The sequence below is a fragment of the Salipiger thiooxidans genome, assembly GCF_900102075.1.
GTDB lineage: Bacteria > Pseudomonadota > Alphaproteobacteria > Rhodobacterales > Rhodobacteraceae > Salipiger > Salipiger thiooxidans.
In genome coordinates, this window is record NZ_FNAV01000007.1 from 199339 (window position 1) to 213899 (window position 14561).

Here is a 14561-nt window from a genome sequence, read left to right on the forward strand (position 1 = left end):
TAGATGCTCGACGGCACCGCCCGGGCCCGCGGCGTCGCCATGGCTCCCCCCTTCGCCGCATCGGGGCCATGGCTCCCGGTCAGGGATAGTCTTCGCGGGTGAGCGGCGGGCGGAAGGTCAGGATGTCGCCTCGGTGCATCGCGATGTTCATGCGAAACGCCTCTGCCACGCGCTCGGAGCGCGCGATGAAGAGCGCGGCGGTGCGCTCGGGGCAGAGGTCGGTCACCGTGTGCCGGAAGATCGCGAGCCAGCGCCGGAAATGCGCGTCGCCCAGCTCCTCGATGGCGAGGTGCTTCGGCATCGGCTTGCCGGTGTAACTGCGCGTGCCCAGCAGGGCGGAGCTCCAGAAGGCGGTGATCTTCTCGAGGTGTTCCGGCCAGTGATCGTCGGCGATGCGGGCGTGGAACACCGGTCCGATGAGGGGGTCCGCGCGCACGAGGTCGTAGAAGCGGTGCACGACGCGGCGGACCATGGCCTCGTCGAGACCTTCGGCGATGGCCTCGTCGGTGGTCGGCTCGTGCCGGCGTTTGCGGGCCGGGATCATGCCACCGTCTCCCGCACAACGTAGGTGCAGCGGCGCCCGCCGCTCACGATGTGCTCGTCGCGCTCGATGGTGGCGCCGCCGCCGAGCGCGTTCTGGAACACCGCCTTCTCGGCGCGGCAGAAGCCCTGGCAGAAGCTGGCGGCGGCGCAGATCGGGCAGTGGTTCTCGACCAGCAGCAGCGCGCCGTCCTCGCCCTCTTCCACCTGCGCCATGTAGCCCTCGGCATTGCGCAGCTCGGCCAGTTTCTCCAGCCGCTCCCGGGTGCCGGTGCAGCCCGACAGGGCGTCGAGGTAATGCGCCAGCGTCGTCGCCTCGCGCTCGGCAATCACCCGGTCGAGCGCCTCGGCGCCCAGCACCTCGGAGATGCTGCGCAGGATGTCCACTGTCAGCGCCGCGTGGGTGTCGGGAAAGCGCGCCTGTCCCTTTTCCGAAAGATGCCAATAGGTTGAAGGCCGTCCGCGACCTGAGCTGCGGCGCTCTTCGGTAACCAGCCCGTCCTCGTGCAGCTTCAGGAGCTGCTGGCGCGCGGCCTCGCCGGTGATGCCGTGCCGGCGCCCGACCTCGGCCGAGGTCTGGGCGCCCTGCATCTTGAGCGTCATCAGCAGCCGCTCGGACGGGGCCCGCGGCGACCACGCCTTATTTTCCAAGTCATTGCTTGACATATTGTTCTCGATGTTTATCAAAGCTCTTGCTTGTTTAATTAACCAAACGGGCCGCGACGTGCAAGCGTCGGCTCGAAAGGAGACCAGAGATGACCTTTGACCTTCCCGCCCTGAGCTATTCCCACGCAGCCCTTGCCGAGCGCGGCATGAGCCAGGAAACGCTCGAGCTGCATCACGACAAGCACCACCAGGCCTATGTCACCGCGCTGAACGGCTTCGTCGAGGGCAACGCCGCCCTGCAGGGCAAGAGCCTCGAGGAGATCATCGCGCTGTCCTACGGCGACGAGGCGCTGGCGGGCGTCTTCAACCAGGCGGGCCAGCACTGGAACCACATTCACTTCTGGAACGCACTGTCGCCCAACGGTGGCGGCATCCCCGGCGCGCTTGAGGCCGGGCTGGTCGAGTCCTTCGGCTCGGTCGACGACTTCAAGGCCGCCTTCAAGACCGCGGCCACCACGCAGTTCGGCTCGGGCTGGGCGTGGCTGATCCAGAAGGCCGACGGCAGCCTCGGCGTCACCAAGACCCCGAACGGCGTCAACCCGCTGGCCACAGGCGAGGGCACCGCGCTGCTGGGTCTCGATGTGTGGGAGCACAGCTACTACGTCGATTTCCGCAACCGCCGGCCCGACTACGTGAGCAACTTCCTCGACAACCTCGCGAACTACGAGTTCGCCGAAGCCAACCTCGCCTGACCGGCTGCCACCGGCCCTGTCCGGACACGGGCGGGGCCGGTCGTCCGGTGCTGGAGGGGGGGGAGCGCGCTAAGGTATCTCCGGGCCCCGAGGGCTGGGTGTCGCGGGTGGCCCCCCATGACGAGGGCGGGGCGATTGCCATTGCGCCGCCCTCGCGCGGAAGCCGGGAGGAGACGGCGGCCCCGCGCCGGTCAGCGGCGGCGGCCGATGCGGGGGACGGCTTCGAGCAGCGATTGCGTGTAGGGATCCTGCGGGGCCGAGATGATCTGCCGGGTCGTGCCCTGCTCGACCAGCCGGCCCTTGTGCATCACCGCGATGCGGTCGCAGAACTTCGCCACCGCCGCCATGTCGTGCGAGATGAAGAGATAGGAGGTCGTGCCCTTCAACTCGGCCATCAGGTCGAGGATCTGCTCGCGGATCGACACGTCGAGCGCCGAGACCGCCTCATCGGCCACGATCACCGAGGGCCCGGTCGAGATCGCGCGTGCAATGGCGATGCGCTGGCGCTGCCCGCCGGAGAATTCGTGCGGGTAGCGCCCCGCCGCGTCCTGCGGCAGGCCCACCCGTTCCAGCAGCACCGCCGCCGTGGCGAGGTTATGCGCCAGCTGACGGCTGCCGTGGGCGCGCAGGGTCTCGTGGATCTGCCGCCCGATGGTCATGCGCGGATTGAGCGAGGCGTAGGGGTCCTGGAAGATCATCTGGCATTTCGCCAGCCGCGCGTTGCGCTCGGCCCGCCCGACCCCGGAGATCGCGGTGCCCTCGTGAAGGATCTCTCCCGAGCTCATGGTCTCGAGCCCCACCACGATGCGCCCGAGCGTGGACTTGCCCGAACCGCTCTCTCCGACGATGCCCAGCGTCTCGGCATGCCCCACCGCGAGGCTCACCCCGTTCAGGGCGTGCACATCGCGGCCGTTGACGCGGAAGCTCTTGGTCAGGTCGCGGACCTCGATGGCCGGCGCCGGCGTCTGGTCAGCCATGCAGACCTCCGTCCGTGAGAGCCTCTTCGAGGCTCATGTGGGCGCCGATCAGCGCCTTGGTGTAGGCCTCGCGCGGGGCGCGGATGACCTGCTCCCACGGGCCGTGCTCGACCACGTGGCCGCCCTGCATGACAACGACGCGGTCGGCGACCTCGGCCACCACGCCAATGTCATGGGTGATGAGCAGCACACCGTCGCCGGTGCGGTTGCGGATCTCGACCAGCAGGTCCAGCACCTGCGCCTGCACCGTGACATCAAGCGCCGTCGTCGGCTCGTCGGCGATCAGCAGCGACGGCTCGAGCGTCAGCGCCGCTGCGATCATCACCCGCTGGCGCATGCCGCCCGAAAGCTCGTGCGGGAAGGAATTCATCACCCGCTCGGGCTCGGGGATGCCCACGTCGGCCAGCGCCTGCAGCGCGCGACGACGGGCGGCGCTGCGCGACATGGCGCGGTGGCGCACCAGCCCTTCGGTCATCTGGCGTGCAATCGAGAGCACCGGGTTGAGGCAGGTCATCGGCTCCTGGAAGATCATGCCGATGCGGTTGCCGCGGATGTTCTCCATCTCGCGCCGCCCGCAGGCTGCAAGGTCGCGGCCCTCGAAGAGAATGCTCCCCCCCACATGTGCGCTGTCGGGCAAGAGCGACATCACGGCGAGCGAGACGCTGCTCTTGCCGCTGCCGGACTCGCCCACGAGCGCCACGATCTCGCCGGGGTTGACGTCGAAGCTGACGCCGTCGACGGCGGCGGGAGCGTCCGGGCCGCCGTAGCGGATCGACAGGTCGCGGACGGAGATCAGGGCCCCGGTCATGAGCGCCTCCTGCGGCTCTTGGGATCGGTCAGATCGCGGATGCCGTCGCCGATCAGGTTGAAGCTCAGCACCGTGAGGCAGATGGCGAGGCCGGGGAAGATCAGGATCCACGGCGCGCGGCTGATGTAGTTGCGCCCCGAGGCGAGAATCGATCCCCATTCCGGCGAGGGCGGCTGCACGCCCAGCCCGAGGAACGACAGGCCCGCCGCCGACAGGATCGCCGAGGAGAACCCGATGCTGCCGATGACGATGAGGCTCTGGAGGATGTTGGGCAGCACCTGGATGCGCATGATGCGGGCGGGGGCGGCCTGGGCGATCTGCGCCGCCTCGACATAGGGCTTGGCGCGCTCGACGGCGGCGAGCCCATAGGTCACGCGGGCGTAGAACGGAATCAGGCTGATCGCGATGGCGATGGTCGCGTTCTCGACCCCGGGCCCCATGAAGGCCACGAGCGCCAGCGCCAGCAACGTGTCGGGAAAGGAATAGACCACATCGACGATGCGCAGCAGCAGCGCCTTCACCCGCTCGGGGCAGAAGGCGATGATCATGCCGAAGGTCACCCCGAAGAGCAGCCCCACGGCCACCGCGGCGAACCCGATGCCGAGCGACAGGCGGGCGCCCAGCAGCACGCGGCTGAAGAGGTCGCGGCCCAGCTCGTCGGTGCCGAACCAATGCGCGGCGGAGGGGCCGGTGAGGCGCGGGCCCGAGGCCATCTTGAAGGGATCGTAGGGCGCGATCCACGGCGCGAGAATGGCGGCCAGCACGACGATGCCGAGGATCAGCGCGCCCACGGCGATATTCCACTGGCGCAGCGCGGCGGGCAGGCGCCGGGGGCGGTGGTTGGTGGTGGTGTCGGTCATCGGCGGCGGACCCTCGGATCGAGCAGCCCGTACAGCAGGTCGAGCGCGGTGGTGACGAGCACGATGGACGTGGCGAAGATCACGATGAACCCCTGCACCAGCGGGTAGTCGCGCTGCAGCATCGCCTGGATGGCGAGCCGCCCGATGCCGTTCCACGAGAACACGTTCTCGGTGATCACCTGGCCGCCCAGCAGGTGGGCGAAGACCAGCCCGACCACCGTCACGACCGAGATCATCGCGGGCCGCATGGCGTGGACGAGAAGCACCTGATGCTCGCGCAGGCCACGGGCGCGCGCGGTGCGGATGTAGTCCTCGTTGAGGATGTCGACCAGTGCCGAGCGCGTCATCCGGGCCACCAGCGCGCTGTGCACGACGCCCAGCGTCAGCGCGGGCAGGACGATGTTGCGGGCGCTGGTGCCGGCGACGGGGAACCAGCCAAGGTGCAGCGAGAACACCTGGATGAAGGTGAGCCCCATCCAGAAGCCGGGGATCGAGACTCCGAGGATGGCAATCAGCATCACCGCGAAATCGGCGGCCCGTCCGCGGTTCACCGCGGCGATGAAGCCCATCGGGATGCCCAGCACCAGCGCGGTGCCAAGCCCTGCCACCGCCAGCGCGATGGTGTTGGGCAGGCGGTCGAGCAGCAGCTCGGCCACCGGCTCGCCGCCCCGGATCGTGGTGCCGAGATCGCCCTGCAGCGCGTTGCCGGCATAGAGCAGCGCCTGTTTCCAGACCGGTTGGTCGAGCCCGTACTGGGCGGTGAGGCGGGCGATGTCGTCCGCATCGGCGCTGCCCGACTGCGCCAGCATGGCGGTGATCGGGTCGCCGGGCACGACATGGATCAGGACGCCCGCGAGGATCACCACCACGAGGATGGTGATGAAGGCGGTCAGCAGGCGTCTGGCGACGTAAAACAGCATGGGCGGGTCCGGTCGGGGAATGCGGGGAGCCGGCGCAGGATGTCCCGCGCCGGCCCGGCCTCAGGTGCGCGGGGCGCTCACTCGGCGATCTTCACGTCGTTGAAGAGGATCGAGGCGACGAAGCCGGTCTTGAAGCCGTCGATCTTGTCGGACGAGGCCCAGAGCCAGTTCCAGCCCGGCGACACCAGCGGCACGGCATAGCCCTCTTCCAGCAGGATCTTCTGGATCTCCTGCAGCTTCTCGACGCGGGCATCGCCGGTCAGGGTGCGCTGCTCGTCGAGCATCGCGTCCATCTCGCCGCCGAGGCCCATGTTCACGAAGCCCGGGGTCTTCCACATGGTGGTCATGTAGTCCGAGTCGACGCCCGAGTAGCCCATGGTCCAGACCACCGGGGTGCCCTCGGTGCGCATGTTCTCCTGCGACATGTGGTCGAAGAAGGCGGCGACCTCACGGGTCTCCAGCTCGGCCTGCACCCCGATCTCGGCGAGGTTCTGCTGCATCATCTGGTGCATCTGGTCGAAGCCCGGCAGCGCGTGGACCGAGAGCTTGACCTCGAGCGGGCTGTCCTGCGTGTAGCCGAGCCCCTCGAGGATCGCGCGGGCGGCGTCGGGGTCATAGCTCACGCCCCACTCGGCGCATTTCTCGAGGTCGACACCAATCAGCCCGGGCGCGGCGGGGCAGGTGGTCGGGCTCACGAGGCCTTCGTAGGCGATCATCGCGTAGGAGTCGCGGTCGAGCCCCATGCCGATGGCACGGCGCACGTCGGGGTTGTCGAGCGGCGGGATCTTCCAGGTGAAGGCGGTGAGCACCTGCTGGCCCGAGAGGTCGGCCGAGTAGACCTTGAACGCCGGGTCGCTGTCGAGCAGCGCCGCCTCTTCCAGCGAGGGCTCGGCGAGGTCGACCTCGCCCGAGCGCAGCGCCGCCATGCGGGCGACGGCCTCGGGGATCACCACGAGTTTCAGCTCGTCGACATAGGGGCGGCCCGGGTTCTCGATCAGCGGATTGAAGTTCTGGTACGCGTCGTTGGCCGCCAGCGTGATGTGGTCGTTGCGCGACCATTCCACCAGCTTGAAGGGGCCGGTGCCAACGGGCTCGAAGCCGCCATCCGCGGTGACCGAGCCCTGGCACATCATCGGGATCGAGAACGAGCCGAGGTAGGACATGAGCGGGCCGTAGGGCTCGGTCATGGTGACGGTCACCACGTTGCCCTCGGTGGTGACGCTCTCGATCGGACCATACTGCGCGAGGCGCGGGTTCTTGGTCTCGGGGTCGCGGGCGCGGTCGAAGGTGAAGACCACGTCCTCGGGGGTGAAGGCCGAGCCGTCGTGGCAGGTGAGACCCTCGCGGATGGTGAAGGCGTAGCTCAGGTTGTCGTCCGAGATCTCCCAGCTTTCGGCAAGGCCCGGATGCGCCTCGCCCGACGCGTCGAGGGTGACCAGCGTGTCGAACATCAGGTTGGTGATCTGGCTCGACTGGGTCGTCGAGACCTGCTGCGGGTCGAGCCCGTCAGCATCGACGCCGCGCGCCACGGTCAGGGTCGCGGCCATGGCGGGCAGGGCCGTCAGGGCGGTCGCGCCGGTCAGCAGCGCGAACAGGGTATTCGAGGCTTTTGTCATCGGTTCGGTTCCTGTTGGAGGAGGGACTGCAGGCTGAGCCTGTCGTTCTGGCGTCTAGGCGCCGTAATGGATCGGAGGCCGGCTATCGGCCCACGGCCGTGCGGCCTCGAGCTGGCCGGCAAGGCGGAAGAGCAGCGCCTCGGCGGCGGGGCGGGCGGCGAACTGGCAACCGATGGGCAGCCCGTCGGCATCGTGCATCCCCGGCACCGACATCGCGGGCGAGCCCGAGATGTTGAAGAGATGGGTGTAGGGCATCCACGTGAGGTAGTTGGTGTAGTGCTGCTCGGGCGTGACGCTCAGGTCGAAGCTGCCGAGCCGCACCGGCGGCTTGGCCAGCGTCGGCGACAGGAACACGTCGTAGTCGTCGAAGAGCGACAGCACCGCCTGCGCCACCTTGTGCGTCCCCGCGAGACACTGCGCGTAGTCGGTGGCCTTGATGGTGCGGCCGCGCTGGATGATGTCCCAGATCACCGGGGCGAAATCCCCGGGGCCGACAGGACGGCCGAGGATCTTTTCCTCGATCTCCATGTCGGTGGCGTACTCGGCGTTGATCATCATGTTGAAGTCGCGCCAGCCGCTCTCGGGCAGGTCGATGTCGCGCCATTCGCAGCTGTGGCCGAGCTCTTCGAGCAACTTCACCTGCGCCTCGACGGCGCGGATGCAGTCGGGGTGGGTCGGCGCGCCGTAGGGCGCCCTGGTCGAGACGGCGATGCGCAGCTTGCCCGGCGTCCGGCCTACCTCGGCGGCGAAATTGCCGCCCGCGGGGGAGTTGTAGAACTGGTGCGGATGCGGGCCCGCGGTGGCATCGAGCAGCGCCGCGCTGTCGCGCACGGTCCAGGTCAGCGCGTGCTCGCACAGCATCCCCATCCAGCGGTCGCCGTCGGGCGCCGCCGGGTTGCGCCCGCGCGAGGGCTTCATGCCGAAGACCCCGCAGCACGAGGCCGGCACCCGGATCGAGCCGCCGCCGTCGTTGCCATGCGCCATCGGCACGATCCCCGCCGCCACCGCCGCGGCGCTGCCGCCCGACGAGGTGCCGGTGGTGTGGCCCGGGTTCCACGGGTTGTGCGAGGCGCCGTGGGCGCGGGACTCGGTGCTCCAGTCCATCGCGAGCTCGGGCACGGTGGTCTTGCCGAAGATCACCAGCCCCGCGTCCTTGTAGCGCTTCACCAGCTCGGTATCCGCCTCGGCGGGCCGGTTCAGCCGCGGGCCCCAGGCCGAGCCGGTGGGCTGGCCCGCGTAATGGGCCGTCAGGTCCTTGAGCAGGAAGGGCACGCCCCTGAAGGGCCCGTCCGGCAGGCCCGCCCGAATGGCGGCGCGGGCGGCGTCCTCGAAGGTCGAGACCACGACGTTCAGCGCGCCGTTCACCGCAGCGGTCGCGGCCATGGCGGCGTCGAGCAGGTCGTCGGGCGTGGTTTCGCCACGCCGCACGAGATCGGCAAGCCCCACGGCATCGTGGGCCAGGTACTCTTCGGGCGTCATTGTCTGTCTCCGTTGCCGACCGGGAGCGCCGTGTCGGCGCTCACCGGTCCTGTTCCGCAGGGTAACGCCAACGGCGCGTAGCGATAGCTATCGGAACTGATAGGGTCAGGCGTCGTCACGGCTGCGCAGGTAGGCGCTCACCTCTGCCATGCAGGCTTCGCGCTCCTCGTAGTGGGGCATGTGGCTGGACTCCTCAAAGACGACCCAGCGGTTGTCGGGGATATTCTCGACGAAGGGCTTCACCACCAGCGGCGTCGCCTCGTCGTGGCGACCCGAAATCACCAGCGTCGGTACATCGATCTGCGAGAGCCGCTCCTCGACGGTCCAGTCCTTGAGCGTGCCGATGACGTGGAACTCGGTCGGGCCGTTCATCGCGCCATAGACGGTGGGATCCTCGGCCATGGCATCGAAGGTGCGCTGCACCTCGGCGGGCCAGGGGTCACAGCGGCAGACGTGCGCGCGGTAGAAGACATCCGTCGCCGCGAGGTACTCGGGGTCGTCCATGGTGCCGGCCTGCTCGTGCTTGAGCAGCGTCTCGTGGATGCCGCCGGGCAGCGCCTTGCGCAGGCGGTTGGCTTCGGCCACCCAGGTTTTCATCGAAGCGGGCGAGTCCGCGATCACCAGCGCCTTGAGACCCTCGGGCTGCCGAACCGCGTGCTCCGAGCCCAGCATCCCGCCCCAGGACTGGCCAAGATAGGCGTAGCGGTCGGCGATGCCCAGCGTCTTCAGCAGGTTGTCGAGTTCTGCGAGGAACAGTTCGACCGTCCAGAACTCGGCGCCCTTCTCGGGCAGCCGGGTCGAGGCGCCGCAGCCGAGCTGGTCGTAGTGGATCACCGCCCGGCCATCGAGGGCGGCGAGGTCCTTGAAACTGTCGACGTAGGAATGGGTGCAGCCCGGCCCCCCATGGGCCACCACCAGCGGCAGCGGCCCCGCGTCGAGATCGCCCGTCACCCGATACCAGGTCTTCCACTCTCCGAATTCGGCAAAGCCTTCGCGCACCGATATGGTCTCCGACGCCATGTCCCTGTCCCTTCTGGTCGTTCGGGGACAAGGCTACCCGGCGCGGGACGGCGCGGCCTAGCTCTCAGAAATGAGGTATCCGGGTGGAGGGGGTCAGATCAGCCGCCGCCGCGTGGCGATGGTCACCGCGTGGGTGCGGTTGCGGGCGCCGAGCTTCCGCATCGCGGCGTTGAGGTGCATGACCACGGTCGGCACCGAGCGGTCGATGATCCGGGCGGTCTCCTTGGCGGAGTTCCCGAGGGAGGCATAGGTCAGGCACTCGCGCTCGCGCGGGGTCAGCCGGACCTCCTGCGTGCCGTCTTCGTGGTCGAAGCCCAGCAGCTCGACCGCCGACTGGTTGAAGAGATGCGCGATGAGCGACAGGTCGGCGATGGCGCGCGAGGTGCTGCCCGACCAGTTCTGCCGACGCCCGAGGCTTACCCCGGTCACCGTGGCGAAATCGCCGTTGGGCAGGTGGATCGGCACCGTCACCCCGGAAAACACCTCGCGCTCGCGCAGGTAGGACATGACCGGCTCGATGTCGGGGGTCAGCATCGGGCGGATGATGCTGTCGATGTCGGAATCGTAGCTCCAGCAGAACGGCGCCGCGCTGCGCATCGCCACCCGCTGCACCGGGTCGAGGCGGATGTACTCGTCCTCGGACCAGTGCTGGCGCATCTCGTCGCCGAGGTTGCGTTGTTCGAAGACCGAGGGGATCGGCACGTCGGCGCCAAGGCCGCTGACCATCGGCGTGTAGTCATAGATCATCCCGTCGAAGCCGACGCCCTGCATCTGGCGGAAGGCGGCATCGACCCGCTGCCCGAGATGGCTGCCCTCGGACAGGCGGTTGCGGATGGACTCTATGGTGTCGTGCATCTGGTGATCCGATTGGTCCCGATCTTGCGCTGTCCAGTCTCCATAAGCGGGGGCCCGAGGGCGACCTGTCAACTCTGATAGGTGGCGCGGGCATGGGGGGCGCGCGTAAGTTCGGCAGGAACTGTCCGCATTCCGGTACGCTGCCGAATTCCCGGGCGTCCCGGAAGACACGGAGCCTCCGCCCATGCCCGCCCTCCATGCCCCGCCTTCGAGATCTGGCGCGAGTCTGTCGGCATCCCGCACATCCGGGCCAAGAGCGATGCCGCCGCGTGGGAGGGACTCGGCTGCATGCATGTCCGCGACCGGGTGATCCAGATGGACCTCACCCGGCGCCGCGCCTATGGCCGGGTGGCCGAATGGGCCGGACCCGAGGCGCTGGGTCGGAAGAACCACGCCGCACATGACGACGAGGCGCGCGCCATGCTCGACGCCTACGCGCGCGGCGCCAATGCCGAGATCGCGCGGTTGCGTGAGGCTGGCCAACTGGCAAGGGAATACGCGCATCTCTCCCGGCACGCGCGGCGATCCGCCGAGACCGCGGCACTCTGCCGGCGGCTGCTCGACTGGGACGGCGTGATGGCGCGGGCGGCGACGCGGCGCAGCCCCACGGGCAGGACCAGCACGGCCTCTGGTCCGAGGGCGAGATGATCCCGATGCTCTACGACTGGACGCTGATCGAGGCGCGGGCCCAGCTAGAGACGGCCGGGGCGTAGTCAGGCGCTGGCCCGGACATCACCGCGGTCGGTTGCCAGAGCCGCCCTGTGCCAGTGCAGGGGCGCCAACGGCCCCCGGGTCTATGGCTCTGCAGCCCGGTGCCACTGGCGCCAGCGTCCCGGTGATTGTCCTTCGTGCCGCCGGAATATGCGGGTGAAATGGCTCTGGTCCGAAAATTCGCGCGACCACGCCGAATGCTCCTCGCGCCCCTGTCTTGCGGAACGCTGCCGCGGGGCCCGAGCAGGGCGTCTTTCACAGGGTCGGAGAAGATACACCGGGGGGAAGGTCCGAGCGGCCCGCCCCGGACAACGCATCTGGTGTTGGTCCGGTCATCTCTCCCTCGCGCCTGTTCGGCAGTGCGGGCGCGCGCTGCGGAAAACGTTTCGGATGGCATCGTCATGCAGCTGTGCGTTGACACCTCCACGGTGACCGTCATCGCCACCTCGATCCGCTCGGCCTGGTCGCACCACAGGCGCGGCGCGGTCGAGGTTGGACTCCTCAGGGCCCGGGCGCCCTGCCTGGCGGTAAGAGCGGTCTTCGGCGTCATCACCGCGACCTCGCTGAAGTCGGACACGCTGATGCTCGTCTCCGGGACGCTGGCTGCGGTGACGGGCCTCTGCATGCTGTTCGGAAACCCGAACTGGCGCCTCGCGGGCGAGCATCCCGGTCCGGTGGTCCATGTGCCGTACTCCGGAGCGCCGCAGAAGATCGCCACGACGGACGGAGGGATGATCGGCCCGATGACGGACGGGGCCGCGGTGACCGCTCCCGCGTATTGCACCGGCTAGCCCGCCTTGCGCTTCGTCGGACGAGCGTGTTCGAGACCGCGGCGGCATCTGCCATGGCCGAGCCCGGTCGGCGGCAACGAAGGAAAGGATCGGGGCCCCGCCGATCAGGTGGGCAAGGACGCGCCGCCCATGAGCCGGGCGGCCGAGCCGATCAGGATCGGCGGTGCCGTCATTTTGGCCCCATTCATCAGGTCCGAGGGTTTCCGGGACCGGCGTGTGGCCAAGCGTGTCGTATTTCTAATTGAACGATGTGCTATAAATGCAAAGCCAACTCGGCCGGGCTGTCGCCGGAAAATTCTGCGTGTTTTTTGACCGGAAAACCTATCCGTGACGATTATAAGCGATGACAAAAGGCAAATCGCCGCACGGACGCGCCGCAGCGATCGGTTTGACCATGGGTCAGGTGGTCTCGGCGGCGGTCGCCCAGATCGACGAAAAGGGTCTCGCGGCCTTCTGCCTGCGCGCGCTGGCGCGCAATCTGGGGTCTCGCCGGCGGTCGTCTACTGGCATGTGGGCGGCGCAAAGGAAGATCGCTTCGCCGAGCGTGTTGCGCAGATTGATCCCGAACTCCGTCCCCTGACGGCGGCAGCCCTGCCGGGCATCCCCAACCGGATCTTCGTGCTGCGCTGGCAGAACGGCGCGGACGTCTCCTGCGGCGAAAGCTCCGAGCGTCTTCTCGATCTGCTGGTCGAGGGGCTCAAGGCGCGCGCCCCCGCCAAGCCCTCCTGATCCCTCACAATCCGCCTTCAGAACGACAAGGAACCTCTGATGAACCTCCCCTCATCCAAGACCCGCCGCACCGATAGCACCCTGTCCCTCTCCGGTGAGATCGGCCTGGCCGCCGACGGCACCGTGCCCGCGGGTATCGAGGCGCAGCCCCGCAATACCTTCGACCGAAACAAGGCGACGCTCGAGTCCGAGGGCCCGACGCTTGCAAGCGTGGTTTCGGCGACCTGCCACCTGGCCGACGTCAGCGATTTCGCCGGGTTCAACCGCGTCTACACGGAATTCTTCTCGGATCCGCTGCCGCTGCGTACCACCGTTCAGAGCGGCCTGACGATCGACGCGAAGGTCGAGATCACCGTCATCGCAGAGGCGTGACGCCAGCTCGTGGTGCGCCGTCAGCAGGGCACCACCATGCTCCGGCCCACCCGGAGCCTTCGGCACTACCTCTTACTGGGGTATCGCCAGACCCCTGAATTTTTCGGAGTTTCCCATGGCCGACTTTCTCGTTCTTGGTGCCGGCATGGTCGGCGTATCCACCGCGCTTGCTCTGCAGGAGCAGGGCCACGCGGTCACCCTCGTCGACCGAAAGGCGCCGGGGCGCGAAACCTCCTTCGGCAATGCCGGGATCATCCAGGCCGAGGCGGCCGAACCCTACGCGCTGCCCCGCGATCCCCTGACGCTGCTGCGCTTCGCGCTTGGCGGGACCAACGACGTGACCTGGTCGATGGGCGGCGTGACCGAGATGCTGCCCGCGCTGTGGCGCTATTTCCTCAACTCCACGCCCGCCCGCCACGCCGAGATCTCGCGCACCTACGTGAAGCTGACCGAGCGCTCGACACGGGATCACAGGCCGCTGATCGAGGCCGCGGGGATGGAGAACCTGATCGCGCGCGATGGCATGGGTCTCCTCTACCGCGACCGTGCCGCCTATGAAGACGCCGTCGCAGATGCCGAACGTGTGGGCCGGACCTACGGCACCGCTTCCGAGCCGTCGACGGTGCCGACTATGCACGTGAGGATCCGGCTTTGCTCAAGGCGCCCGCCGGGGTGATCCACTGGCTCGACAGCTGGAGCTGCGCCTCGCCCGGTGGGCTGACGGCGGGTTATGCCGAGCTTCTCGTCCGACGTGGCGGACGGCTGCTGACCGGCGACGCGGCGAGCCTGCGGCAGGCGGACAAGGGCTGGCAAGTCGACACTGTGGAAGGCCTCGTGAGCGCCGAGCAGGCCGTCATCGCCCTTGGTCCGTGGTCTCCGCGCCTGCTGTCGCGGTTCGGCTACCGCATTCCGATGGTCTACAAGCGCGGCTACCACGGCCATTTCAAGGCGCCGCGCCCGCCCGTGCGGCCCTTCCTGGACGTCGCCAACGGCATCGTCGTCGCGCCGATGACCAGCGGGCTGCGTCTTGCCACCGGTGCCGCGCTGGTGACACGAGAGAGCGCCCCCGACACACGCCAGCTCGAGCGCGGCAAGGACGGGATTTCCGACCTGATCGAGATCGGCGCGCGGGTGGATGAGCCGCAATGGTCCGGTGCGCGGCCCTGCCTGCCCGACATGCTCCCGCTCGTGGGGGCCGCGCCGCGTCATGCGGGGCTCTGGATGAATTTCGGCCACGGCCATCAGGGCTTTACCCTCGGGCCGACCACCGGCGCCCTGCTTGCGCAGATGGTCGCGGGGCAGCCGGAAGACGGGTTCGGCGCCCTTCTGCCAGCGAAGCGGGTGGCGTGATGAGCGTCCACTCCGACACCCTAGCCGCCGAGTTGGCCTCTGCTGAAGGCATCTGACGCGCCCGCACCCCGCGAAGCGCGGCGGCCCTCGTCCATGCCGCGCAGGAACGCCTTGGCCTCACGCCCGACATGACGACGCTGGGCAAGATCTTCGGCGGGCGTGCTCTTTCTGCTGG

General features: G+C 68.6%; 17 protein-coding genes. 7 read left to right on the top strand and 10 right to left on the bottom strand.

The genetic code is table 11. The features are described from left to right. Window positions 1-79 precede the first annotated feature (79 nt). Both BLQ77_RS12450 and BLQ77_RS12455 read right to left on the bottom strand, forming a co-directional pair. Window positions 80-544 carry a group III truncated hemoglobin gene (locus BLQ77_RS12450; protein ID WP_089959526.1) on the bottom strand — a complete coding sequence of 155 codons (465 nt, stop codon included), beginning with the start codon at window positions 542-544 and terminating at the stop codon, window positions 80-82. After that, window positions 541-1143, bottom strand: a complete 603-nt coding sequence (locus BLQ77_RS12455) for a helix-turn-helix transcriptional regulator (RefSeq protein WP_242661704.1) — start codon at window positions 1141-1143, stop codon at window positions 541-543. Before BLQ77_RS12455 ends, BLQ77_RS12450 begins: the two co-directional genes overlap by 4 nt. A gap of 152 nt (window positions 1144-1295) precedes the next feature. Here BLQ77_RS12455 and BLQ77_RS12460 point away from each other — a divergent pair, with 152 nt between their 5' ends. Next, window positions 1296-1898 (top strand): superoxide dismutase, encoded by a 603-nt coding sequence (locus tag BLQ77_RS12460; RefSeq protein ID WP_089959530.1) that lies wholly within the window; start codon window positions 1296-1298, stop codon window positions 1896-1898. Window positions 1899-2089: 191 nt separating this feature from the next. Here BLQ77_RS12460 and BLQ77_RS12465 read toward each other — a convergent pair whose 3' ends face one another. The 8 genes from BLQ77_RS12465 to BLQ77_RS12500 all read right to left on the bottom strand — a co-directional run bounded on the left by BLQ77_RS12465 (window position 2090) and on the right by BLQ77_RS12500 (window position 10433). After that, window positions 2090-2875: an ABC transporter ATP-binding protein gene (locus tag BLQ77_RS12465; protein ID WP_089959535.1), complete on the bottom strand. Its 786-nt coding sequence runs from the start codon at window positions 2873-2875 to the stop codon at window positions 2090-2092. Continuing rightward, entirely contained in the window at window positions 2868-3683 is an 816-nt protein-coding gene (locus BLQ77_RS12470; protein ID WP_089959537.1) for an ATP-binding cassette domain-containing protein, read from the bottom strand. Before BLQ77_RS12470 ends, BLQ77_RS12465 begins: the two co-directional genes overlap by 8 nt. After that, the gene (locus BLQ77_RS12475) at window positions 3680-4543 is read right to left on the bottom strand and encodes an ABC transporter permease (protein WP_008888253.1); all 864 of its coding nucleotides are present in this window, start codon (window positions 4541-4543) and stop codon (window positions 3680-3682) included. The genes BLQ77_RS12470 and BLQ77_RS12475 overlap by 4 nt, the downstream gene beginning before the upstream one ends. Further along, the gene (locus tag BLQ77_RS12480; RefSeq protein ID WP_008888178.1) at window positions 4540-5463 is read right to left on the bottom strand and encodes an ABC transporter permease; all 924 of its coding nucleotides are present in this window, start codon (window positions 5461-5463) and stop codon (window positions 4540-4542) included. Before BLQ77_RS12480 ends, BLQ77_RS12475 begins: the two co-directional genes overlap by 4 nt. A gap of 77 nt (window positions 5464-5540) precedes the next feature. Then, window positions 5541-7079 carry an ABC transporter substrate-binding protein gene (locus BLQ77_RS12485; RefSeq protein WP_089959539.1) on the bottom strand — a complete coding sequence of 513 codons (1539 nt, stop codon included), beginning with the start codon at window positions 7077-7079 and terminating at the stop codon, window positions 5541-5543. A gap of 54 nt (window positions 7080-7133) precedes the next feature. Beyond that, entirely contained in the window at window positions 7134-8558 is a 1425-nt protein-coding gene (locus BLQ77_RS12490; RefSeq protein WP_089959541.1) for an amidase, read from the bottom strand. A gap of 105 nt (window positions 8559-8663) precedes the next feature. Beyond that, window positions 8664-9578, bottom strand: coding sequence for a proline iminopeptidase-family hydrolase (locus tag BLQ77_RS12495; protein ID WP_089959544.1), 915 nt, complete (start codon window positions 9576-9578; stop codon window positions 8664-8666). 93 nt (window positions 9579-9671) lie between these two features. Further along, on the bottom strand, window positions 9672-10433 hold the full coding sequence (locus BLQ77_RS12500) for a helix-turn-helix transcriptional regulator (protein ID WP_089959546.1): 762 nt from the start codon (window positions 10431-10433) through the stop codon (window positions 9672-9674). Window positions 10434-10514: 81 nt separating this feature from the next. Between BLQ77_RS12500 and BLQ77_RS12505 the strand changes: the two genes are divergently transcribed. The 6 genes from BLQ77_RS12505 (at window position 10515) to BLQ77_RS29650 (ending at window position 14386) form a co-directional block, all read left to right on the top strand. Then, window positions 10515-11081: a penicillin acylase family protein gene (locus BLQ77_RS12505; RefSeq protein ID WP_089959548.1), complete on the top strand. Its 567-nt coding sequence runs from the start codon at window positions 10515-10517 to the stop codon at window positions 11079-11081. 464 nt (window positions 11082-11545) lie between these two features. Beyond that, the gene (locus BLQ77_RS12510) at window positions 11546-11935 is read left to right on the top strand and encodes a sulfite exporter TauE/SafE family protein (protein WP_242661705.1); all 390 of its coding nucleotides are present in this window, start codon (window positions 11546-11548) and stop codon (window positions 11933-11935) included. Between the two features lie 327 nt (window positions 11936-12262). Continuing rightward, window positions 12263-12664 (top strand): hypothetical protein, encoded by a 402-nt coding sequence (locus BLQ77_RS12515; protein WP_242661706.1) that lies wholly within the window; start codon window positions 12263-12265, stop codon window positions 12662-12664. 39 nt (window positions 12665-12703) lie between these two features. Then, window positions 12704-13036 carry a RidA family protein gene (locus BLQ77_RS12520; protein ID WP_089959552.1) on the top strand — a complete coding sequence of 111 codons (333 nt, stop codon included), beginning with the start codon at window positions 12704-12706 and terminating at the stop codon, window positions 13034-13036. Between the two features lie 115 nt (window positions 13037-13151). Beyond that, window positions 13152-13712, top strand: a complete 561-nt coding sequence (locus tag BLQ77_RS29645; protein WP_278184697.1) for an FAD-dependent oxidoreductase — start codon at window positions 13152-13154, stop codon at window positions 13710-13712. Then, the gene (locus BLQ77_RS29650; protein ID WP_278184698.1) at window positions 13688-14386 is read left to right on the top strand and encodes an NAD(P)/FAD-dependent oxidoreductase; all 699 of its coding nucleotides are present in this window, start codon (window positions 13688-13690) and stop codon (window positions 14384-14386) included. The genes BLQ77_RS29645 and BLQ77_RS29650 overlap by 25 nt, the downstream gene beginning before the upstream one ends. Window positions 14387-14561 lie beyond the last annotated feature (175 nt).

Coding starts and splice junctions, on each gene's coding strand:
- BLQ77_RS29645 (WP_278184697.1), top strand. CDS start 13,152: ATGGCCGACTTTCTCGTTCTTGGTGCCGGCATGGTCGGCGTATCCACC.
- BLQ77_RS12465 (WP_089959535.1), bottom strand. CDS start 2,875: ATGGCTGACCAGACGCCGGCGCCGGCCATCGAGGTCCGCGACCTGACC.
- BLQ77_RS12520 (WP_089959552.1), top strand. CDS start 12,704: ATGAACCTCCCCTCATCCAAGACCCGCCGCACCGATAGCACCCTGTCC.
- BLQ77_RS12485 (WP_089959539.1), bottom strand. CDS start 7,079: ATGACAAAAGCCTCGAATACCCTGTTCGCGCTGCTGACCGGCGCGACC.
- BLQ77_RS12475 (WP_008888253.1), bottom strand. CDS start 4,543: ATGACCGACACCACCACCAACCACCGCCCCCGGCGCCTGCCCGCCGCG.
- BLQ77_RS12480 (WP_008888178.1), bottom strand. CDS start 5,463: ATGCTGTTTTACGTCGCCAGACGCCTGCTGACCGCCTTCATCACCATC.
- BLQ77_RS12490 (WP_089959541.1), bottom strand. CDS start 8,558: ATGACGCCCGAAGAGTACCTGGCCCACGATGCCGTGGGGCTTGCCGAT.
- BLQ77_RS12500 (WP_089959546.1), bottom strand. CDS start 10,433: ATGCACGACACCATAGAGTCCATCCGCAACCGCCTGTCCGAGGGCAGC.
- BLQ77_RS12470 (WP_089959537.1), bottom strand. CDS start 3,683: ATGACCGGGGCCCTGATCTCCGTCCGCGACCTGTCGATCCGCTACGGC.
- BLQ77_RS12460 (WP_089959530.1), top strand. CDS start 1,296: ATGACCTTTGACCTTCCCGCCCTGAGCTATTCCCACGCAGCCCTTGCC.
- BLQ77_RS12455 (WP_242661704.1), bottom strand. CDS start 1,143: ATGACGCTCAAGATGCAGGGCGCCCAGACCTCGGCCGAGGTCGGGCGC.
- BLQ77_RS12450 (WP_089959526.1), bottom strand. CDS start 544: ATGATCCCGGCCCGCAAACGCCGGCACGAGCCGACCACCGACGAGGCC.
- BLQ77_RS12510 (WP_242661705.1), top strand. CDS start 11,546: ATGCAGCTGTGCGTTGACACCTCCACGGTGACCGTCATCGCCACCTCG.
- BLQ77_RS12495 (WP_089959544.1), bottom strand. CDS start 9,578: ATGGCGTCGGAGACCATATCGGTGCGCGAAGGCTTTGCCGAATTCGGA.